Annotated in this window: 17 protein-coding genes; 3 read left to right on the forward strand and 14 right to left on the reverse strand. The window is 41.4% G+C overall.

All coding sequences use genetic code 11. The features are described 5' to 3' along the window. Positions 1–209: 209 nt before the first annotated feature. The 3 genes from G564_RS0111200 to G564_RS0111210 are packed head-to-tail and all read right to left on the reverse strand — an operon-like array spanning position 210 to position 3,448. Entirely contained in the window at positions 210–1,163 is a 954-nt protein-coding gene (locus G564_RS0111200) for an AAA family ATPase (protein WP_029037740.1), read from the reverse strand. Between the two features lie 13 nt (positions 1,164–1,176). Beyond that, on the reverse strand, positions 1,177–2,625 hold the full coding sequence (locus G564_RS0111205) for a peptidylprolyl isomerase (RefSeq protein WP_029037741.1): 1,449 nt from the start codon (positions 2,623–2,625) through the stop codon (positions 1,177–1,179). Continuing rightward, positions 2,588–3,448: a peptidyl-prolyl cis-trans isomerase gene (locus G564_RS0111210; protein WP_316928854.1), complete on the reverse strand. Its 861-nt coding sequence runs from the start codon at positions 3,446–3,448 to the stop codon at positions 2,588–2,590. Before G564_RS0111210 ends, G564_RS0111205 begins: the two co-directional genes overlap by 38 nt. Before the next feature lie 158 nt (positions 3,449–3,606). Here G564_RS0111210 and G564_RS0111215 point away from each other — a divergent pair, with 158 nt between their 5' ends. Both G564_RS0111215 and G564_RS0111220 read left to right on the forward strand, forming a co-directional pair. Continuing rightward, the gene (locus G564_RS0111215) at positions 3,607–3,855 is read left to right on the forward strand and encodes a hypothetical protein (protein WP_029037743.1); all 249 of its coding nucleotides are present in this window, start codon (positions 3,607–3,609) and stop codon (positions 3,853–3,855) included. A 70-nt stretch (positions 3,856–3,925) separates the two neighbouring features. Next, the gene (locus G564_RS0111220; RefSeq protein WP_029037744.1) at positions 3,926–4,435 is read left to right on the forward strand and encodes an OmpH family outer membrane protein; all 510 of its coding nucleotides are present in this window, start codon (positions 3,926–3,928) and stop codon (positions 4,433–4,435) included. Positions 4,436–4,694: 259 nt separating this feature from the next. Here G564_RS0111220 and guaB read toward each other — a convergent pair whose 3' ends face one another. From guaB to G564_RS0111285, 11 genes are all read right to left on the reverse strand, one after another. Continuing rightward, positions 4,695–6,167 (reverse strand): IMP dehydrogenase, encoded by a 1,473-nt coding sequence (gene guaB / locus G564_RS0111225; RefSeq protein ID WP_029037745.1) that lies wholly within the window; start codon positions 6,165–6,167, stop codon positions 4,695–4,697. A gap of 132 nt (positions 6,168–6,299) precedes the next feature. After that, positions 6,300–7,286 (reverse strand): ABC transporter ATP-binding protein, encoded by a 987-nt coding sequence (locus G564_RS0111230; protein WP_029037746.1) that lies wholly within the window; start codon positions 7,284–7,286, stop codon positions 6,300–6,302. 8 nt (positions 7,287–7,294) lie between these two features. Further along, on the reverse strand, positions 7,295–8,956 hold the full coding sequence (locus G564_RS0111235) for an ABC transporter permease (protein ID WP_037373904.1): 1,662 nt from the start codon (positions 8,954–8,956) through the stop codon (positions 7,295–7,297). Then, positions 8,937–9,983 carry a Fe(3+) ABC transporter substrate-binding protein gene (locus G564_RS0111240; protein ID WP_029037748.1) on the reverse strand — a complete coding sequence of 349 codons (1,047 nt, stop codon included), beginning with the start codon at positions 9,981–9,983 and terminating at the stop codon, positions 8,937–8,939. Before G564_RS0111240 ends, G564_RS0111235 begins: the two co-directional genes overlap by 20 nt. Positions 9,984–10,092: 109 nt before the next feature. After that, entirely contained in the window at positions 10,093–12,558 is a 2,466-nt protein-coding gene (locus G564_RS0111245) for a TonB-dependent receptor domain-containing protein (protein ID WP_029037749.1), read from the reverse strand. After that, positions 12,536–13,900, reverse strand: coding sequence for an HTTM domain-containing protein (locus G564_RS0111250; RefSeq protein ID WP_029037750.1), 1,365 nt, complete (start codon positions 13,898–13,900; stop codon positions 12,536–12,538). The genes G564_RS0111245 and G564_RS0111250 overlap by 23 nt, the downstream gene beginning before the upstream one ends. A 19-nt stretch (positions 13,901–13,919) precedes the next feature. Beyond that, positions 13,920–15,038 carry an imelysin family protein gene (locus G564_RS0111255; RefSeq protein ID WP_029037751.1) on the reverse strand — a complete coding sequence of 373 codons (1,119 nt, stop codon included), beginning with the start codon at positions 15,036–15,038 and terminating at the stop codon, positions 13,920–13,922. A 188-nt stretch (positions 15,039–15,226) separates the two neighbouring features. After that, the gene (locus tag G564_RS0111265; RefSeq protein ID WP_029037752.1) at positions 15,227–16,435 is read right to left on the reverse strand and encodes a DUF4856 domain-containing protein; all 1,209 of its coding nucleotides are present in this window, start codon (positions 16,433–16,435) and stop codon (positions 15,227–15,229) included. A gap of 138 nt (positions 16,436–16,573) precedes the next feature. Beyond that, on the reverse strand, positions 16,574–17,437 hold the full coding sequence (locus G564_RS0111270; RefSeq protein WP_029037753.1) for a hydroxymethylglutaryl-CoA lyase: 864 nt from the start codon (positions 17,435–17,437) through the stop codon (positions 16,574–16,576). A 627-nt stretch (positions 17,438–18,064) separates the two neighbouring features. After that, the gene (locus tag G564_RS0111280; RefSeq protein WP_037373906.1) at positions 18,065–18,682 is read right to left on the reverse strand and encodes a LysE family translocator; all 618 of its coding nucleotides are present in this window, start codon (positions 18,680–18,682) and stop codon (positions 18,065–18,067) included. After that, the gene (locus tag G564_RS0111285; protein WP_029037755.1) at positions 18,682–19,701 is read right to left on the reverse strand and encodes a quinone-dependent dihydroorotate dehydrogenase; all 1,020 of its coding nucleotides are present in this window, start codon (positions 19,699–19,701) and stop codon (positions 18,682–18,684) included. The genes G564_RS0111280 and G564_RS0111285 overlap by 1 nt, the downstream gene beginning before the upstream one ends. Positions 19,702–19,812: 111 nt before the next feature. Here G564_RS0111285 and pepT point away from each other — a divergent pair, with 111 nt between their 5' ends. Continuing rightward, the gene (gene pepT, locus G564_RS0111295; protein ID WP_029037756.1) at positions 19,813–21,066 is read left to right on the forward strand and encodes a peptidase T; all 1,254 of its coding nucleotides are present in this window, start codon (positions 19,813–19,815) and stop codon (positions 21,064–21,066) included. The last annotated feature ends 136 nt before the right edge of the window (positions 21,067–21,202 follow it).

Consider the following 21,202-nt stretch of genomic DNA (forward strand, 5'->3'; position numbering starts at 1 on the left):
TGAAGATCGAGAAGATTTCCCTTCGACCGTATCCATAGGAACTGGCAGGCGAAAAAAAGTACCGACACGGGAATTTTAAACCGAATTAAAAACCTGATCATGAAATAAATATATAAAAAAGAATTAAATAGTGGCAGAGGCCAGTGATCAGTAATCTGTGATCAGGGAAAATCTTAAACTTTAAACCTGAACCTTAAACCCTTTAACCTTTAAAACAGGCTTTTGATAATCTCTTCTTCTGTAATTCCTTCGGCTTCGGCCTTGTAGTTCTTGATCACCCTGTGTCTTAAAATGCCGTAAGCTACTGCCTGTACGTCTTCTATATCGGGAGAGAATTTGCCGTGAACCGCAGCGTTCGCTTTAGCTCCTAAAATGAGATTTTGAGATGCTCTTGGTCCTGCTCCCCAGTCAACATATTCTTTAACAAGGGCTGTCGCACGATCTCCTGCCGGACGGGTTTTTCCAACAAGATCTACTGCATATTCCACTACATTATCGGCAACAGGGATGCGCCTGATCAAATGCTGGAATTCCACAATCTCTGAAGCTGAAAATAGAGGATTGATCTCTACAACCTCATCTGAAGTTGTACTCTTAACCACCTGGATCTCTTCTTCAAAAGAAGGATATTCCAGTAAAATGGCAAACATAAACCTGTCCAGCTGGGCTTCAGGTAAGGGATAGGTTCCCTCCTGCTCTATGGGATTCTGGGTTGCAAGCACAAAATAAGGAAGGTCAAGCTTATAATGTTGCCCGGCAACTGTAACAGCTCTCTCCTGCATGGCTTCAAGCAATGCTGCCTGGGTTTTTGGAGGAGTACGGTTGATCTCATCTGCAAGAATGATATTTCCAAAAACCGGCCCCTTTATAAATTTAAAATGCCGGTTCTCATCCAGGATCTCAGATCCCAGGATGTCACTCGGCATCAAATCTGGTGTAAATTGTATTCTTTTAAAATTCAGTCCCAAAGCCTGGGCAATGGTATTCACCATTAAGGTCTTTGCCAGGCCGGGCACTCCAATGAGCAACGAATGCCCTCCGGAAAAAACAGATAAAAGAATTTGATCAACAACTTCCTGCTGCCCAACAATTCTTTTGGCAATTTCCTGCCTTAGCTGTTGGTGCTTGTTAACCAGATTTTTTACCGCCTCTACGTCCGACATATTTTGCTAAAAATTATTTCTTCAACCAGTCACTGGAATAATCACAATCTCTGTAGTTTCCGTTTACCTTTACGTAAGTTTCCTTGATCTTCTCCTTCTGCCATTTTTCAATAGCCTCCAGTTGCTTATCGCGAAGAGCAAGTTCCTTGATCTTGTTGTAGTCCTGGGCGTAATCGGCCTTATGTTCAGGATATCTGTTGGTAACGGTTATGATCTTATAGAAAGGTCTTCCGGTATTGTCCTGGTCTGTAAGAATATTTGAAACCTTCCCTTTCTCAAGATTTACCACCTGCTCATATAATAAGGGATCAATTTTGGTCAGCTCAAAACGGGTGTCTCCGGTAGTAGGATTGATCAGTTTTCCGCCGCTCTCACGTGTCTCCTTTTCATCTGAAACTTCTTTCGCTGCTTCAGAAAAGCTTATTTCATTGTTATTGATCCTCTCTCTTACATTCTGGATCTTGTTAAAAGCTTTTTGTTTGGTAGCTTCAGTAACATCAGGGATTAAAAGAATATGACGCACATCAACCTGCTGTCCGCGAATCTTGTCAACAGTAAGGATGTGATAACCAAATTCTGTCTGGAATGGCTTACTTACCTCTCCTTCCTGAAGAGAAAATGCGGCATCTTTAAATTCTTTCACAAATGGATCCTGACGGCTAAGGGAAATCTTTCCTCCGGAAGATCTTGATCCCGGATCCTGGGAATAAAGCACTGCCTTGGTCGCAAAGCTTGCTCCGTTCTCAAGAACATCTGCTCTCATTTCATTAAGCCTGTCAATAAGCTTCTGTCTCTCTTCCTGCGTAATTTCAGGTTTTACTACGATCTGGGCAATCTCCACCTCATCTCCAAAAACAGGACGCTCATCTTCGGGGATATCAGCAAAAAAAGCTCTCACCTCTTCGGGCGTAATTTCTACGGCTTCAACGATCTTTCGTTGCATTTCAGAAGCCAGCCTGTTTTGTTTGTTGATCTCAAAAAGCTCAGCTCTAAATTCCGCTTCACTATCTTTCTTATAGAATTCAAGCACCTTTTCAAGGGAACCCACCTGCTGCGTCATATAGGCCAGCTGCTGGTCGATATTTGCATTGATCTCTGCATCTGAAACCATAATACTATCCTGGATTGCATGATGCGCATAGAGTTTGTTCTCCATCAACCTGCCTGCAAGATTACAATTGTTCACATCCTTTGTAGATACTCCCTGGCTTTGAAGTTCGATATACATTTTATCGATATCACTTTCAAGCACAACGTAATCTCCCACAACGGCAGCAACCCCGTCTACCTTGAACCGACCGGAATTATTTGCCGTTTTGGCCTGAATTTCAGATTCTATTCCTATGGCAGTACTGTCAGTAACAACAACCTCCTGAGCCTGCAATGTACCGGCGGCAAGAATAAGGATCAGCAATGCAGCCGAATTAATTATAGATTTTAAATTTGTCATTTCTAATTGCATCTTGTGTAATGTCTTTTTCTAATTTTTTTATAAGCTCCAGTTTTCTCTTATTTAGCAGGATCTGTTTTATGCTTGGCAAAGAGTATTCCAATGGTGCCTGTTCATTGCGTAATTTAACATCTTCAACAGAAATCAAATATACTCCTAATGAATCTTCAAGCTGCATAAAATTCTTGTTTTTTAGAAATTCCGGATTGTCCTGGGGGGTTAACGGGCGTATTTTATCATAGACCTGCTTGGTTTTTACCCATACGGAATCATTCAACGAATAAGAATTAAAATGAATAGCCATGTCCAGCAAAGCCTGCTTATCTTCATCATTAAACCGGCGGAAGCGGGTTTTGATATCCTCAAAATCCTTGTTATCCTTGGTTATATTTATGTAGCGTAACTTTACCAGGTTTTCATTCAGGATAAAATTTTCTCCATTTTCTTCATAATAAGTTTCGGCAGCAGCCCTGCTGATTGAAGTATCCAGTTCCCTGGCAACAATAGCATCAGTATAAGCTTTGGCGTAAAGCTCATTTTTATAATTCTGCACCAACCGGTCAAATTCCGCCTGTTGTTCTTCAGTAAGATTGATCCTGGCCCTGTCCAGCAGGAGTTTCTGGGTAGCCCAGCGGGTGATATAATTATTTACCAGGAGCGTACTGTCTTCGGGGGAAGTATTATCGGAAATGAGGTTGGCAATATCCTCCTTGTATAGATAGGAGTCATTAACCCTCGCAATCACATCCTTTTCTGCCGGTTTATTGAGGAAATTGCAACCTGTCAAAAACAATAACAGAAGCAATAAACCCGCGATTCCTTTAATTTTAATCAATTTGCAAAAAATATTATGAATTGGCAAAAATAACAAATCTGCCACGTTAACCAACCTTCAAATTAAACGATTGAGAATCAAAAAAAGTATATTTTTGAAGATCTCCAAAAATCTCATTTTTTAATCTCTTTTTCCCAATAAGAATTATATATATAATTATGTCTGAAGAAAGAAAGCTGAAACTCATCTGGGATTTTAGAGGTCCCGATGCCGAAATTACTGCACGGCACCACGCTGTACACCTCAAGGAATACAGGAACTCACATAAGCTCCAGATGGACATAACCGGCTCAGAAAAACAATCAGAAGCTCATGCAATTGCATATTTAGTGGTAACCGAAAAAGAAATGCCCGCAGTAAGAGATGCCCTGAAGCCACATCGAGGTCAACTATTTCAGGGCGAATAATTAAATATTAGTCTTAAAATCTTCATAAATAGCTCTGCTCTTTTATATTTGTGAAAATTATATATAGATCATGAAAAAATTAATTTTAGTATTCAGTTTTGCCCTTTTAAGTATATCTGCTTTTGCTCAATCCAAGGTAGGAACCATAGATGCAGATTATATTCTTGCCCAGATGCCCGAAATGACCACGGTGAATGAAGGCTTACAAACCTATAATCAGGATCTTCAAAAGGAGCTTCAAAAAAATGTACAGAGTTATGAGAGCCTGGTAAAGGATTACCAGGAGAATAATACCACATTTACTGAAGAGGAAAAAACTGCCAAAGAAAGTGAGATCATCAACCTTGAAAATGACATTAAAAACTTCAGACAAAAAGCTACTGTGATGATGCAAATGAAACGCAACGAACTGACGCAGCCTTTGTATGAACAGATCAACGATGCCATGCTACAGGTGATCCAGGAAGAAAACTACACCCAGGTATTTCATTCAGGTGGGAATGACCTCGCTTTCTCATCTCAGGATTTTGATATCACCATCAAGGTGCTTAGAAAAATGGGAATTGAGGTAAAGGAATAAAGGTAGTGATCAGTGGTCAGTGATCAGTGATCAGTGATCAGTGATCAGTACCACCCCCGCTGAACAGCGGGACTACCGTGCAGTATGACCGGAGGGGCGGCATATATTTAAATAGAATTTACGCGGTTAAGGTTCATATAATAATGGTGAGAAATTATAAAACAGAATTAATTACTGGTTAGAACCTTAGCCACCAAAAAATTAAAGGGTCCCAAAAATGACATTTTTGGGACCCTTTAATTTTACTCTGTTTTGTAAATTATCTACTGTAATTAGGAGATTCATTCGTTATGGTAACATCATGAGGATGACTTTCATTTATCCCGGCAGCAGTGATCTTAATAAATTTCGCTGTTTCCTGAAGGGTGCGCACATCTTTTGCGCCACAATATCCCATCCCTGCTCTTAAGCCTCCAATAAATTGGTGGATACTTTCATAAAGGTCACCTTTGTATGGCACACGTCCAACTATTCCTTCGGGTACAAGCTTTTTGATATCGTCTTCCACATCCTGGAAATAACGATCTTTAGAGCCTTTTTTCATGGCTTCCACAGAACCCATTCCGCGGTAGGATTTAAATTTTCGTCCTTCATATATGATTGTCTCTCCCGGAGATTCTTTTGTGCCTGCAAGAAGGGATCCTAACATTACACAATCTGCCCCCGCGCCAAGGGCTTTTGGAATATCTCCTGTGTATCTTATTCCGCCATCTGCAATAACAGGAACTCCGCTGCCTTTAATAGCCGCGGCCACTTCCAGTACCGCCGAAAATTGCGGATAACCAACTCCGGCAACCACCCTGGTGGTACAAATAGAACCGGGACCAATACCAACCTTTACAGCGTCGGCACCTGCTTCAACAAGGAATTTGGCAGCTTCGGCCGTAGCTATATTTCCTACTACCACCTGTAGTTCAGGAAATTTCTTTTTTACTTCTTTTAAGATCTTTACTACTCCCTGGGTATGTCCATGGGCAGTATCAATAATTATGGCATCCACTCCCGCATTTACAAGGGCTTCTGCACGTTCCACGGCATCTCCTGTAACACCAATGGCAGCTGCAACGCGAAGCCTTCCGAAGGAATCTTTATTAGCGATTGGCTTTTGAGTAAGTTTAGTGATATCACGAAAGGTGATCAAACCTACCAGCTTATAATCTGAATTTACAACCGGGAGTTTTTCTATTTTATTTTCCTGCAATATACCTTCAGCTTCTTCCAGAGAGGTTCCCTCAGCAACAGTAATAAGATTTTTTGAAGTCATGACCTCAGTGATAGGCCTGTCATTGTTCTTTTCAAACCGCAGATCACGGTTGGTCACAATTCCCAAAAGCTTCCCTTCTTCATCTACAATAGGTATTCCACCTATACTGTGCTCGCGCATATGATCCTTTGCATCTTTGACCTTTGCCGTAATAGGTAAAGTGATAGGATCGATGATCATACCGCTCTCTGCCCGCTTCACTTTGCGCACCTTAAGCGCCTGTTGATCAATGGTCATATTTTTATGCAGCACCCCAATTCCGCCTTCACGTGCCATGGCAATTGCCATTTTTGACTCGGTCACTGTATCCATAGCTGCGGAAACAATGGGTACATTGAGGGTGATATTACGCGTAAATTTAGACTGAATACTTACTTCACGGGGGAGGATTTCTGAGAAAGCGGGGACCAATAATACGTCGTCGTATGTGAGACCTTCGCCAACGATCCTTGAGGAATGTGCGATCATAGCAATTAAGATTTAATTGCGTGCAAATGTAATCATTTTAAAATCAATAATCCAGATTAAATCGAAATATGGATAGCTATTTATACCGGCTGAATTCTAAGATTGATAAGCACCTGATCACAGGCTATAAGATCAATATTTAAATTCGAGGACATCTTTTGAATTAAAACCTATTCTGATGCGGTCTGCCACATTTCTTTCTTTGGTGAGCACTGCAAGTTTTTGTCCGCTGTCAAGCTTCAGGAGTAATTGAGTATCATTCCCCAGGAAAGTTCTTTTAATCACTTGTGCATAGGTGACATGTTCACACTCCTCATTAATTGCGAAGTTTTCGTTCCTTATGGCATGAGAACATGCGGGGTTGAGCGGACAATTAAAAGCTGATTGCAATTCCTGACTTAACTGAATAGTATTTCCGAATAAGGAGGCTACATAAATAGAGTTTGGCTTTGTATAAAGGTTGGCGGCTTCATCTTTCTGGATCAATTCTCCATCCTGTAAAATGAGGATCTCGTCGGCTACCGCGAGGGCATCCTGTGTATCATGGGTAACGAAAACAGCCGTGACTCCAGTATTCTTTACTATCTCAAATATTTCATTCCTTAACTGAGCACGTAAAATGGCGTCCAGATTACTAAAAGGTTCATCCAGAATAAGCAGGGAAGGATTTGGTGCCAATGCTCTCGCCAGCGCCACCCTTTGCTGCTGCCCTCCCGATAACTGATGTGGGTATCTGTCTTCCATTCCTCCAAGTCCCACCAGCTCCAGAACCTCCTGTGCACGGGCCTTTTTGTTCTTTTCCCTGGAAATTCCGTAGAGTACATTTTTAAACAGGGTCATATGCGGGAATAGCGCATATTCCTGAAAAACAAGTCCAACTTTCCTCTTTTCGGGAGGAACAAAGGTCTTGAGGGAAGATACTATCCTTCCGTTGATCTTTATGGTTCCGGCATCGGGACTTTCGAGTCCGGCTATAAGCCTCACCAGTGTAGTTTTCCCACTTCCGCTTTCTCCCACCAGGGCACAAACATCCCCTTCGTTCAAATGAAAAGAAACATCCTTTAGAGCAAATGATTTTCCTTTATCGAAACTTTTTGAAAGCGAATTGATCTCCAGCATATCTACTTCTATTTTATTAGCATCCTGTTGAGAAAAATTACCGGCAACATGACGGTGATAATTATGAACAGGGACGGAATAGCGGCTTCCATTACCATTTCGTCGCTCGCATATTCATAAGCTTTCACTGCCAAAGTATTTACGTGAAATGGCTTTAGGATGAGAGTCAAAGGTAATTCTTTTAAGACGTCAATGAAAACCAGAATAAAGGCACTGGCAATTCCGGTCCTGATGAGTGGAAACTCAATTCTGAAAAAGGTGCGGATGTTCCCTACTCCCAGGATCCTGGAAGAATCGGGAATGGTTTTGCTAACCTTTAAAGATGTGGATTCAATTGGATTATATGCAACCGCAAGGAATCGCACTACATAAGCATAAATGAGAGCCACAAGACTACCTGTTATAATTAAACCAATATCCAGGTTTAAGACCTTATCAAAAATTGAAATAAGCCATTTATCCAGTGAGATCATTGGGATCATAATTCCTATGGCGATTACAGCTCCCGGAATGGCATAACCCAAAACTCCCAGTTTAGCGACATTCTTTATAAAACTCATGCGGCTCCATTTTGAAAAATAAATAAGGGTTACAGCCATTACAACTGTCATGAATGCCGTAAGAAAAGCGATCCAGAAACTTTGCAAAGAAAGAGCAAGAAAAGAGGAATTGAAAACTTTATCAAAAGTTAGCGTGGCCCAGTAGATCAATTGGCCCACCGGAAGAATAAAACCCAGAAAAACGGGGATTAGCACCACAAGAAAGATCAAGGATCTTTTCTGCCTTCCGGGTTTAATCCTGTCAATGGATTTACTATTACTCCTGTTACTGTTAAACTGAACGTTTCTGCGCTGAAATTTCTCCAACAGGATAAGTGTAAAAACAATTACAATTAAAAGTGCAGAAAGATAAACAGCAGTTTCAGGTTCTTCAAGCGCAAACCATGACCTGAAGATACCGGTGGTAAATGTGTTTACTCCGTAATATTTTGCAGCCCCGTAGTCATTCAGCACTTCCATAAGAACAAGGATCAAACCGGCGACAATTGCAGGACGGGCCATGGGAAGCATTAATCTGAAAAAAGTTTTTACCTGCCCTACTCCCAGCATCTCTGAAGCCTCCAGCAAACTATTCGCCTGATTCATGAAAAAAGCCCGGGAACTCACATAAACATATGGGAATAGAGAAATGCCCAGCACAAAAGCAAGACCGTACTTATTCATCATATCAATACGAATAAACTCCAGTCCTATGGACTCGAGCAAAAGCTGAAAAGAACCGCCGTAGTCGAATATGCCGGCATAGGCGTAAGCGACAATATATCCCGGAATGGCAAGCGGAAGAATTAGCAGCCACTCCATTTGCTTCCTCAGCGGAAATTCAAATCTGGCCACCAGCCAGGCAGAAGAAACTCCCAAAAGAAGCACCAGGGTTCCGCATGCAAGGATGAGGAAAAGGGAATTACCCAGGTAATCAAAAAGTAAATTGTCTACAATATGTCCCCAGGTCTCTCCGGGCCCGGCAAATAATTTTACCCCAATAGAAATAACAGGTAAAGCGATGAAGGCGAGAAGGACCAGGGTGAGTATTGCCCAGTAATTACTGTCGCGCCTTAATCGCTTTAAGCGGTATTTATATGAAAATATATTATTACTTCCAGCCTGCTTCATCAAATATCAACACGGCCTTTTTGTTATTTTCTCCAAGTTTGGAAAGGTTTAGACGATCTTCCTTGAATTCTCCCCAGCTCTGCAATAACGGAGCAGGCTGCACTTCTTCGTTCACAGGATATTCATAATTGGAATTCGCGAATACTTCCTGAGCTTCTTTAGAAACCAGGAACTCGATAAACTTTACTGCATTTTCTTTATTGGGAGCATAACGGGCAACTCCTGCACCACTCACATTAATATGCGTTCCCCTTCCCTCCTGATTAGGAAAGAAAACTTTAACCGATTCCCCCGCTTTTACTTCTTCAGGATTTTCAGAATTCAGAAGATTTCCAATGTAGTAAGTATTCACAATGGCAAGATCTCCCTCTCCGGCCACTACAGCTTTTACCTGGTCCCTATCATTTCCTTTTGGTGCCCGGGCCATGTTTTCCACCATAGCTTCAGCCCATTCTTTTGCAGCTTCTTCTCCATTATTTACTATAAGAGAAGCAAGAAGGGACTGGTTGTAGATATTTTCAGAAGAGCGAACCAGGATCCTGTCTTTCCATTTCTCTGTTGCCAGATCCTCATAAGTAGAAAGTTGGGTGCTGTCCACTCTGCCGGGAGCATATACTATGATCCTTGCTCTTTTAGTGAGACCAAACCATTCATTACCCGGATCTTTAAGATGTGCTGCGACTGTGTTATTCAATATGTCTGAATCCACCTTTTGAAGCAAACCCTGATCCTTGGCACGGGTAAGCCTACCTGCATCCACGGTGATCAACACGTCGGCAGGAGATTGTTTTCCTTCAATGGTCATTTTCTGTATCAATTCATCTGCACTCGCATTTATTACGTTCACTTTTATACCGGTGGTTTCTTCGAATTGCGCAAACAATTGCTGGTCTGAAGCATAATGCCTGTGAGTGTAAACATTAACCTCTCCTGCAGAATCTCCAGAAGTGGCAGCTTCATCCTGTTTCTCGTTTTTACAGCTTGTAAGTGCAGCCAAAGTTGCTAACGCAAATAAAAATCTTTTCATTACTTTTTACTTTTTAAGTGTGACAAATATAATTATTTAGACCTGGTTTAAATAAAACCTCCGGAAAGAATCAGTCCGGTCTTAAAGAATCTGATTTCCGTTACATTTTTTACAACTTGACCTGCAGCGTTGTGTACCAGGTAAGAGGCTGGGCGGGAATGATCCCGGGCCCGGGATACCCTGTAGCCCTGCGGGTGAAATAGGTGTTGTCAAGGAAGTTGTTGATTCCGCTTTCAATTTTATACCTCTTAAAAGAATAAGATATAGAGAGGTCGACGATTCCGTAAGCAGGAATAGCGCCTTCGATCCCCCTCTGAGAGTCTATACTAACCTGCGGCGCATTGGTCGCATCCGAAAACTGTTTTGAAAGATAGGTGTATTGTAATGATCCAATCAAATTACGATATCCCAGATTTAAGCCTGTTTTAAGGTTAACAACAGGAATGAATTCCACCTTGTTCCCCTCTACATTGGTCTGTTCAGATCGCACATATTCCGAGCTGGTAAAAGCAGAGTTTATAAAAATTCTGGCCATATAATCCTCAGCTTCCGGAAAAAAACTGGCCTGCAGGTTCCAATCTGCAAAGGTTTCCAGTCCATAGATAAAAGCATCTCCTATATTACCGCGAAACCTGATCACCCTCCCGGTTTCCTCCTGTTGTCCCTGAGAATTTTCACGGGTCTCAGCTTTAAGGACCTCCCCTATTCGATCATTGTATTTCAAGCCAAAAATACTGGCGTCATAGGACAAAATGTTTTTCCATCTTCCACGGATGCCGATATCAGATGTGAATCCTTTTTCATCATTGATATCCGGGTCCACCTGGAAGACCGGATTCACCACCCTGATGTCGCTGAAAGTTACTGAGCGGTAGTTTTGGGAGAAGTTGGCATAGATCTCGGCACTACCAGAAAGCTCATATCCGGCACCTATCCCCAGAAGTACAAAATTCCGTTTGAACTGCCGGTTATCGGCAAGGGTTTCATTCTTAAGGACATTCCCAGCCAGGTCAAGGAAGATATCTTTATAGGTTCCCTTGCTTTCTGTGTTTATATATTCAAACCTAAAGCCGGGAGTAAGGGAAAATTTATCAGTAAAATTGAAGATATTTTCTCCAAAGACGGCAATATTTTCATTCGGAAATTCAAAATCTGACTGCCGGGAGTAATTGGGAAATTCGGCTGTGGCAAAGGTAAAATCAGGACCGGATCCTGTGCTGCCGGGACCCTGTTGCTGTAGATTCCTGGCCTTGTAATACTTGGTACCTATTAAAAATACAGACTCCTCAAAAAGGTCATATCTGGTAAGGATTCTTGCTTCAGCTCCCCAGTAATTAAAATCATCTGAAAGCAATTCCCGCGGCGCTTCAGGATCATCGGGCTGGGAAACCCGATTCTCTCTATACCCCACTGCTTTTCGGGAAGCATCCAAACCAAATACATTCAGGCTGAGATCTGTATCTGCAAGAATTTTATGCTCCAGTTTTAAGGCAAATAAGTTCCAGTTCACATCAAACCAGTTCCTCGACCTGTTGCTATAAGATGGATCTCTGTAAAACTGTGCATCTGTAAGACCGCCAGGTTGTTGTGCAAGATAATCCAACAACGTATATTCAATGGAAAGCTTTGTTCCTTCACCAATTCTGTAGCCTAAATGAACGAAAGCATTATGGGAATCATATTCTGAATTAGGCCGGAAGCCTTCCCCGGTTTTGTAGTTGTAATAAGTGTAATAACTAAAATTCCCCAGAGTACCGCTCAGGCTGTTAAAACTGGTGAAGAGACTATTAGATCCTGTAGATTGCCGGGAGATCAACTCCAGCTTTTTATAAGAAGGCTCTTTGAATTTAAAATTGATCAGTCCGCCAAACTGAGTTCCATATTGCAGAGAAGCGGCACCACGAACCACCTGGATCTCTCTTAAAGCTTCTGCCGGTGGGGTGTAGTAACTCTCAGGATATCCCAGCACATCTGCAGAAATATCGTAATCATTTTGTCTGGTATTGAAATTCTGGGTTCTGTTTGGGTCCAGGCCACGGCCACCGATATTCAGTTGCAAACCTGCATCCCCGTTGTCGTAAATGTTTAAACCAACGATCTGGCTGTAGATCTGCCGGGCATTATTGGTCGCAAGGTTTGCCGTTATCTCTTCGAGCAGTACCACTTCGCTCTTCTTTCCCGAGTAAATTGCGGTGCCTTCCACCTGCCTGAGATTGCGAAGCGCAAAAAGTTTTTTCCGGCGCTCGGTTAGCACTACTTCAGAAAGATTATTAGATAAAGCTCTGAGCTCAACCTTTATGGGCTCATCTAAGGGAATCTTTACCGTTTGCTCTACAATTTCGTACTGAAAACTAAAGACAGTAAGATCGTAAGTTCCGGCTTTTAGATCTTCAAACCTGAATTCTCCTCTTTGGTTGGCTACTGCAAGTTTTCCGGTAGTATTGTTATACACCTCAGCTTCAGGGATCGGATATCCATCTTCGGCCGAAATTATTTGTCCCTGCAGGAGGTGCTGAGCTTGCACCGGAGTAATAATTAATAAAAACAGAATACTAAAGGCCTTTGATAGTGTCATGGAAGGGGAGTAAGAATGTTTTTAATTTAAAGGAGTCGCGGTGGTCCAAAAGATTTACTTCGGGATCAATATAGAGGGTGCTTTTCCTGCCGTTGAGTGCTACGTGGTTCTCAACAAAGACCTGAATATTCTCATGTCCTTTTTCTTTAAAATGTTCTGCAAGAAAATGAGCATATTCTAAAATAAAATCGGGTTGTATGGCCATCTGTTTCTCCTGAAAAGGTGTGAGAAATTCAGAATTGTTGACATAGAACCACTTTCCAGATTCCTCATCCACGATCTTAAATTGCGCATATCCGGCTTTTTCCATCAGCATGACTCTCCATGAAAACCGGAAACCTTCTTCTGTCCAGAACAATTCTCCCGGATAAAGAAGATATCTCCACGGGAAAAGGATCTGGATCAAAAAGAAAAAGCCAAGTACAGAAATTACCAATTTTCTCTTTACCGGCTTGTAATGCTTCACAAGACCGTTATCAAATCTGGCTTTAGTGATTCTGAATATTCCGGAGAGAAACCGCAGGATCCTGTGGTGGATACCGGCATCAAAAAAGATAAGAGCGCTTACGATCATGATGTATGGAAACATGCCTATTGGAAATAAAATTCTCGTCACCAGGTGAAAGATGACCACAAGTACAAAGGCAAAAATCCTGGTGGGCTTGTAGAGCAATAAAAATGGAATGGCAATATCATATAACATCCCAGACCAGCTGAAAAAGTAATGCACCCACTCCTGTTGTAGCAGGTCTCCCAGCAACGGCAAATCATACTTTGAAGGTAGCCAGATCTTTAAAGGCATGGCCTCTAATAACCAATCTGAATTGATCTTGGCAATTCCGGCGTAGAAGTAAACAATGGCTATTAATAGTTTAATACTGTCAATACACCAGGAAGGGATCTTTTGAAAGGATTTTTTTGGCTTGCGCCAGACATCGATCGAGTAATAGGCATTGGCAGGTAAGAATATTAGTAGAAAACTGAGAATGCTAATAAAGTAATAATGGTTAAGATAGGTGGTCTTATCCATCAATTCTATATAAGTAAAGCTCAGGAAAAAGGTAATGATCGCCAGCCGGTACTTAAAGCCTAAAGCCACAAAGAGGGCCGAGAGCCCACAGATTATAAAAATGACATAGGTGAAATCTCCTATAGGCTTGACCCATTCAAAACCATAATAGGAAAAGAAGAATTGCGGGCTTATATAAAGCTTTTCAATCCAGCCATGCCACCAGAACCGAATGATGCTCAAGAACATCATGATCCCAAAAAAAATTCGGAAAACCGCCAGAGGGGCGGCTTCCGAATATCTGTTCAGGTATGCTGAAAAAGCTTTTTTCATTGCCTTGCTTTAGAACTCCTTAATCTCCGTCTGTGTCAACATAATCCACACTAATGGAAAGAGCCTGCAGCATATCGACCTTCATTAACACCACATTCTTCTGAAGCTCATCAAAAGCCTGTAGCATAACCGAATTATTTGTCTGGATCTGCTCTACAAAATCAGCATTAAGATTTGTAGCCTGCTGTTTAATAACGTCAAATTGCCCATTGATGAGACTGCTGAGATCTGCGGAATTCTTAACGCTGTTCAGATGATCCAGGTATTGCTTGTAGCTGGGACCTGTTTCGCTTTTACCGAAATGTTTTCCGTTAAAGAAATTCTGCACTGTTTCCAGGGCTTTTAAATAAAGATCTTTTGATAATCCTTCAGAATATTTTGCCTCCACATTTTGAGGCACCGGATTCCCTGTAAAAGCTCCCGCAGGAATCCCAATTTTACCGGACCTCAAATTCTTTTCGTAATACATTACGTAATCATTGGTAAACCGATCCACAGAACCGGTGTTTGAAGAAGCTGTATTGGATACAAATTCATCGCGGAAGGAATTCTGCCAATCGGCCAAAACTTCCTGTGTCAAACCATTGATCCTGGTGGATACCGCCTGTAAATAATTGCGATATTCCGAAGCATCGGCATGACTTGTATAAAATTCTACTATGCCGGCATCTTCTTCTGCTAATCCATTCAACAGGAGGTCCAGGGCCGGAAAACCCTGCTCATCGTAGGATGTGAATAATTCCAGGTTATAGCTTCCACTTTCTATTTTCCCCTTTACAGCTGCCTCGTCTACCGGATAGGTATTAAGGAACATCCTGTAATTAATGGTTTCTGCCCTACCCATCCCAAACATAGCAACCGTTTGATATTGTATATAGGCTTCTTCATATGATGCCCTAAGGCTGGCGAGATTTGCTTCGGAAGGCTCCTGCACAAAAGCTTCTGTTTTCTCCTCCAGGTCTGTAGTATATGAAGCAAAATTCTCAAAGGAAGGAATGATGATATTATCAGCCCAGTTCTCCAGAAGCGCGCCCCGGTCAAAACTATCCTTATCGGTAGATTTTTTACTGTCATCTGAATTACAGGAAATCAGTATAGAAATAAAAAAGATAAGGGTAAATAATTTATGATTTTTCATTTTCATAGTGGTTTAAAAAAGCAGTTTTAAGCCCGTTATGATCCGGGGTAATCATGGAAATTCTGGTTTTTAATATTTTCAAAAAAAACCAGTTCCTGTATTTAATTCTGAAACCCGCCCGGACTGCGGGCAGGTTACTTCAGAATTAAGGTTTAGCAGCTAAATATGCTACTTAACGATCTTTTAAATTACTCAGCTGCCTGTGCAACTGTATAATTAAATGGCGCTGCAATGGTTGCAGAAAGTGCATCCAGAATTTCCGGAGTTACATCCCAGAAGCCATCACCGTCCATAAGGATCTCAAGCATCGCATCAATTTCCGATGTTGAAAGATATGGAGCATTGGTAGCAGGATTATGAGTGAATCTTAGACTGTAAATAAACCCGTAACCTTCAGACAATGAATGAAAGGCAGTTCCCATCTTTTTGGCTTCAAGAGCCCTCTTACCGGCCTGCAGATAATACACTGCACGAATTCCGATAATTTCTGAAATATTTTCGCGGATGATCTCCACCTGCTGGTCTCTTACGTTATATTTCCCTGCAACTATAGCTGCACGTCCTAATTTGAAAGCTTCAAATGTTTCTTCAGCAATTCCTGCAAAATCAGGATCGGCTTCTACCCGTCCCATATATTTCAATAACAATTGATCAGCATTGTCACCCAATGCAGCATTGGGATTAGCTACAGGTACAGTTGGGTGCCCATATAAATATCCATAGGCCTCATCCCATTTGTGTTCCATTGTGGTATAAGACTTTCCTTCTTCCGTTAAACCTGCATCGTTCTTTTCAACATTATCTCCCGCATCAAGGACTTCTACAGAAAGGTAATTATTCAGTATCTGGTCTGCTACCAGTGCGCCTATAAGTCCCTTTGCAAAAGCCTGATTATATTCGAGTCCTTTTCCATTCACATAGCGAACGCTGGAACCATCTGCAATTTGCCCTGCAACTCCCGGAGTTGCCACTTCATTTTTGTTAGGAAATACTTCATTGACCTGTCCAGTAATGAAAGATTCAAAATCATTTTTAAGAGCGTGGCTTTCCTCTGTATTACCTGTAAAATAAAGCTGAGAAGCAGCTACTTTGCTCTTTATGCTTTTTGAAGAAGAATTGAGTTCTTCAGAAGAGAAAGGATCATTTACATTAGAATACATGTTAGAGAGACTGGCTTCTGTAGCATTGTCAAAGTCATTGAAAGAAGACAACAATTCCCCGACCATTACTAACCTTGTAGTCTGCCCTTCGAAATTTACACTGGAATTATCATTCCTTTCAAAAGCATAGGTTTCCGGCACATCAATATTATCGATTTCAATAGGAGGGTTGTCATCCACTGTACAGGAAGTAAATAATAGTCCTCCAACTACAGTCGCAAAAAGAGCATTTTTCATTCTAATTTATTTAGACTTGTTTAAAATAAGGTTGATTTTCGGGTGCAAATATAGAGCAGCTTCAACATTTCGCAAAGCTTATTTAGACTTAATTTAAATAAAATTTAGCTATTGAAATATTCGCACCAATTGAATTTACTAATGATAAGCAGAGAAGATCTTTGTAGCTTCATTATGAGATGACTCAAAACTCATCATCTTGACATTGGTATCTGCTTTTTTTGAAGTAAAGTAGGAAAGCAGTTTTTCCGTAGGCATATTGCCTGTTAATTCATCCTTGGCCATAGGGCAGCCACCAAAGCCCTGTATAGCCCCATCAAATCTTCTACAGCCAGATCTATAGGCAGCATCCACTTTTTCAAACCACTTTGTGGGAGTCGTGTGAAGGTGCGCTCCGAATTCTATGGAAGGATACTTCGGAATAAGATTTGAAAAAAGATACTCTATGACCTCCGGGGTAGAACTTCCTATGGTGTCTGAAAGAGATAATATTTTAACTCCCATTCCTGAAAGCTTTTCTGTCCACTCTCCCACGATCTCCACATCCCAGGGATCTCCATAAGGATTTCCGAAACCCATTGAAAGATAGGCTACAACCTCTTTACCTGTAGCATTGGCAATATCCAGGATCTCCTGAAGCGTCTCCACAGATTCGGCTATGGTCTTATGGGTATTCCGCATCTGAAAGTTTTCAGAAATAGAGAAAGGATATCCCAGATACTGAATTTCCGGATGTTGAGATGCATCCTGTGCCCCACGGGTATTGGCAACAATAGCCAAAAGTTTACTCCGGGTTCGGGAGAGATCAAGTCTGGATAATACCTCGGCTGTATCAGCCATTTGCGGAATGGCTTTGGGCGAAACAAAACTTCCGAAGTCAATGGTGTCAAAACCACATCGTAAAAGTGACTGGATATATTGAACTTTCTTATCTGTAGGAATGAAGGTTTTTATTCCCTGCATCGCGTCACGCGGACATTCGATAATCTTGATCTTCGCCATAGGCCAAATATAAGGAAGATGTACGAAGTTAGAAGTACGAAATTAGAAGTCAATTTCCGATTTACAAAGGAGGAATTACGAAGTTTCATTAGCAACGTCTTTGCGAGACCTCTGAAAAAAATTTCTAGCGTAGGAAATGACGTCTGTTCCTTGTATAATACAATATTCCCTTCAGAGTATCTTTTTTGTAAGTGTAGTGCTTCCCCGGCGTTAAAAATTTTTGAAGCCTTGGAGAAAATTTAGCCGGGGAGCACGGTTCCGATTTGCGGGAGCAAAATCGGAAACACCTATCAAAAAAGTGTCCTTTTTTTGGTTCGTTTTTTTGGACAAGCAAAAAAATGAACAATTATGAAAAGATGCGAATTTTTAACGACCGAAGGGAGAAAATAAATTTCTAAAGAAAAACGTCAATGGTAGGAGCCGAAAAGGCGACTGAGACAATCTCCCTCTCGAAATGTATTTCATTTTCTGTGCAGTTCAAAGAGGCAGCCCGGTATAAAAGAATGAGATTGCTTCGCTCCACTGCGTTTTGCTCGCAAAGACGTTTAAAATTTTATTAGCGGCCGAAAAGGATTCAAAACTCATTTAAAGTTTCTTCTCAATACTCAATACTCAATACTAACTACTCTACACCAAAATAAAAACTCCTATCCCAATAAAGACCACCACCTGTACCCATTTAAAGACTATTCCCGACTTGGGATGCTTCCGAAGGTATTTTGAAATTTTCCCTGCAAGTATAGCAACTGTAGAAAAAATAATAAAAGCCTGCAGCATGAACAGAAAACCTAAAAGGTAAAACTGATAAATGGTATTAACCTCCGGCTCCCACAGGAATCCAGGAAAAAAGGCAAGGAAGAAAATTGCCACCTTGGGATTTAAAACATTCATCAAAAATCCCTTTTTGAAGAGGGAAGTGAGCTCCTTCTTCTGTTCCGCTACGGGAGCCTTGAAATTAATTGCTGCATCACTTTTGTAAACCTGCCAGGCGAGATAAAAAAGATAGGCAGCACCTAAAATTTTGATAATTAGAAATAGGTTGTCGGATTGTTTTATAACAGCCGAAATCCCAAAAGCAACCAGACTCGTATGAACAATGATGCCTGAAACCAGCCCCAGGGTAGTTACAATCCCATGTTTTTTGCCGTTGGTCATTCCCTGCACAAGGACATAGATGATATCGGGCCCGGGAGAAAGGGTAAGTAAAATGGAAGCAGTCAGGAATGCAATGAGTTCCCCCGCCACTATGAGCGCTTTAGGATTTCCTTATTGATCTTTTTCACCAGCTTGGGTCCTTCATAGATAAAACCTGTGTACAACTGTACCAGACTTGCCCCGGCCTCCAGTTTTTCAATTGCATCCTGCGGACTCATTATCCCTCCTACTCCTATAATTGGAAAAGCCCTGTTGCTTTTTTCTGAAAGGAATCTAATAACTTCGGTTGCCCGCTTAGTTAAGGGTTTTCCACTCAGGCCTCCTGTTTCGTCTTTATCGGGAGAAGTTAGTCCTTCCCGTGATATTGTTGTATTGGTAGCAATTACTCCGGCGATACCGGTTTCCTTTATAATATCAATAATGTCGAGTAACTGCGAATCTGTAAGATCTGGTGCAATTTTAAGAAGGATCGGTTTTGGAGCTGACCGCTTCAGGTTTTCCTGCTGCAGGGTGTTCAGTAGTGCTGTAAGAGGTGCTTTATCCTGCAGCTCCCGTAAATTAGGCGTATTGGGAGAACTCACATTTACCACAAAATAATCCACATAGTCAAAAAGGGCATTAAAGCAGATCCTATAATCATCAACAGCTTTCTCGTTTGGAGTAACTTTATTCTTACCAATATTACCTCCAATCAGCACATCTTTATTCTTCTTCAACCTTTCTACAGCTTCAGCTACACCGCCGTTGTTGAAGCCCATCCGGTTAATGATTGCTTTATCCTCTTTTAAGCGGAAAAGTCTTTTCTTTTCATTTCCCGGCTGCGGTTTAGGCGTGAGAGTGCCAATTTCAATGAACCCGAATCCGAAGTTGGAGAGCTCTTTATACAACTTTGCATCTTTATCAAAACCTGCAGCAAGGCCCACCGGATTTTTAAATTTAATTCCGAATACTTCCCGCTCCAGCCGTGGATCTTCCACTACGAATTCTTTTTTTATCCTGGATTGTATCCCCGGAAGCTTAAATAACTTCCGAAGCATGGAAAAAGTAAAATAATGCACCTTTTCAGGATCAATATTGAAAAGTAATGGACGGATTATGCTATGGTACATGGGTGGAATTTTAGGCAAAATTAACACAAAGCTTCCTAAAAAAGCAGGAAATCAGGAAAGCTTTTCAAGCTGCTCTTTATATCTTTATTTTTGAAAAAAATATCAGCAATAATGACCAACAAACAGGAATTGATAGATCGGTTTTTAAGCTATGTAAAAATAGATACTCAGAGTGATGAAAACAGCGACACTACCCCAAGTACAGAAAAACAGTGGGATCTTGCGAACAAATTGAAAGATGAGCTACAGGCCATGGGAATGCAGGAAGTAATCATTGATGAAAACGCTTATGTAATGGCTACACTGCCTTCTAATGTTGATCATGATGTACCGGTAATTGGTTTTGTTTCTCATTTTGATACCACTCCGGATTTTTCAGGAACAAATGTGAATCCGCAGATCATTGAAAATTATGACGGGAAGGACATTGTGCTGAATAAAGAAAAGAATATTATCCTTTCTCCCGACTACTTCAGTGATCTCTTACAATACAAGGGACAAACAATTATAACTACAGACGGAAATACCCTTTTAGGGGCAGATGACAAGGCGGGTATTACAGAGATCATGGAGGCAATGAAGTACCTCATTAACAATCCGCAGGTAAAACATGGAAAGATCCGTATCTGTTTTACACCCGACGAGGAAATTGGCCGCGGAGCCCATAAGTTCGATGTGGAAAAGTTTGGTGCCGAATGGGCATATACCATGGATGGCAGCCAGGTGGGCGAATTGGAATATGAAAATTTCAACGCTGCCGGAGCCGTGGTTAAAGTGAGCGGTAAAAGCGTACATCCCGGTTATGCAAAGGATAAAATGATCAACAGCATGTACATTGCCATGGATTACATCAGCTCCCTTCCAAGACTTGAAACTCCGGAACATACCGAAGACCGGCAGGGATTCTTCCATCTTAACGGTATAGAGGGCGATGTGGAAGAAACGACTTTACATTACATTATTCGTGATCATGACAGGGAACATTTTGAGGCCCGAAAACAGATGATGGAGGACCTGGCCCGGGAGATCTGCAGTCAGCAGGAAAGAGATTGTGTGACTGTGGAGATCAAAGATCAGTATTTCAACATGCGGGAAAAGGTGGAGCCTGTGATGCATATTGTGGATATAGCGGAAGAAGCCATGAAGCAGGTTGACGTAACTCCTATAATAAAACCTATTCGTGGAGGAACAGATGGAGCCCAGTTAAGTTTTAAAGGCCTTCCCTGCCCTAACATCTTCGCCGGCGGACATAATTTTCACGGTAAATATGAGTACGTACCGGTCGAAAGTATGCAGAAAGCGGTAGAAGTAATCGTGAAGATAGCAGAGATAACAGCGGAAAAGGATTCAAGATTTAAAATTTAAAATTCCAAGTAGGGTTGCGGGTTGCGGGTTGCGGGTTGCGAGTGGCGTGTTTGGGTTTAGGTGTTGACCTTAAATTTTAAAGTGGTTGTGGTTTAAGGATCCAAATTACCGAATTAACGAATTAACGAATCCCGAA

The organism is Salinimicrobium xinjiangense DSM 19287, assembly GCF_000423585.1.
Lineage (GTDB): Bacteria > Bacteroidota > Bacteroidia > Flavobacteriales > Flavobacteriaceae > Salinimicrobium > Salinimicrobium xinjiangense.

What these genes read in the sequence shown, in the direction of transcription:
- G564_RS0111200 (WP_029037740.1), bottom strand. Translation starts at nt 1,163, where the DNA reads ATGTCGGACGTAGAGGCGGTAAAAAATCTGGTTAACAAGCACCAACAG.
- G564_RS0111205 (WP_029037741.1), bottom strand. Translation starts at nt 2,625, where the DNA reads ATGCAATTAGAAATGACAAATTTAAAATCTATAATTAATTCGGCTGCA.
- G564_RS0111215 (WP_029037743.1), top strand. Translation starts at nt 3,607, where the DNA reads ATGTCTGAAGAAAGAAAGCTGAAACTCATCTGGGATTTTAGAGGTCCC.
- G564_RS0111220 (WP_029037744.1), top strand. Translation starts at nt 3,926, where the DNA reads ATGAAAAAATTAATTTTAGTATTCAGTTTTGCCCTTTTAAGTATATCT.
- guaB (WP_029037745.1), bottom strand. Translation starts at nt 6,167, where the DNA reads ATGATCGCACATTCCTCAAGGATCGTTGGCGAAGGTCTCACATACGAC.
- G564_RS0111230 (WP_029037746.1), bottom strand. Translation starts at nt 7,286, where the DNA reads ATGCTGGAGATCAATTCGCTTTCAAAAAGTTTCGATAAAGGAAAATCA.
- G564_RS0111235 (WP_037373904.1), bottom strand. Translation starts at nt 8,956, where the DNA reads ATGAAGCAGGCTGGAAGTAATAATATATTTTCATATAAATACCGCTTA.
- G564_RS0111240 (WP_029037748.1), bottom strand. Translation starts at nt 9,983, where the DNA reads ATGAAAAGATTTTTATTTGCGTTAGCAACTTTGGCTGCACTTACAAGC.
- G564_RS0111245 (WP_029037749.1), bottom strand. Translation starts at nt 12,558, where the DNA reads ATGACACTATCAAAGGCCTTTAGTATTCTGTTTTTATTAATTATTACT.
- G564_RS0111250 (WP_029037750.1), bottom strand. Translation starts at nt 13,900, where the DNA reads ATGAAAAAAGCTTTTTCAGCATACCTGAACAGATATTCGGAAGCCGCC.
- G564_RS0111255 (WP_029037751.1), bottom strand. Translation starts at nt 15,038, where the DNA reads ATGAAAAATCATAAATTATTTACCCTTATCTTTTTTATTTCTATACTG.
- G564_RS0111265 (WP_029037752.1), bottom strand. Translation starts at nt 16,435, where the DNA reads ATGAAAAATGCTCTTTTTGCGACTGTAGTTGGAGGACTATTATTTACT.
- G564_RS0111270 (WP_029037753.1), bottom strand. Translation starts at nt 17,437, where the DNA reads ATGGCGAAGATCAAGATTATCGAATGTCCGCGTGACGCGATGCAGGGA.
- G564_RS0111285 (WP_029037755.1), bottom strand. Translation starts at nt 19,701, where the DNA reads ATGTACCATAGCATAATCCGTCCATTACTTTTCAATATTGATCCTGAA.
- pepT (WP_029037756.1), top strand. Translation starts at nt 19,813, where the DNA reads ATGACCAACAAACAGGAATTGATAGATCGGTTTTTAAGCTATGTAAAA.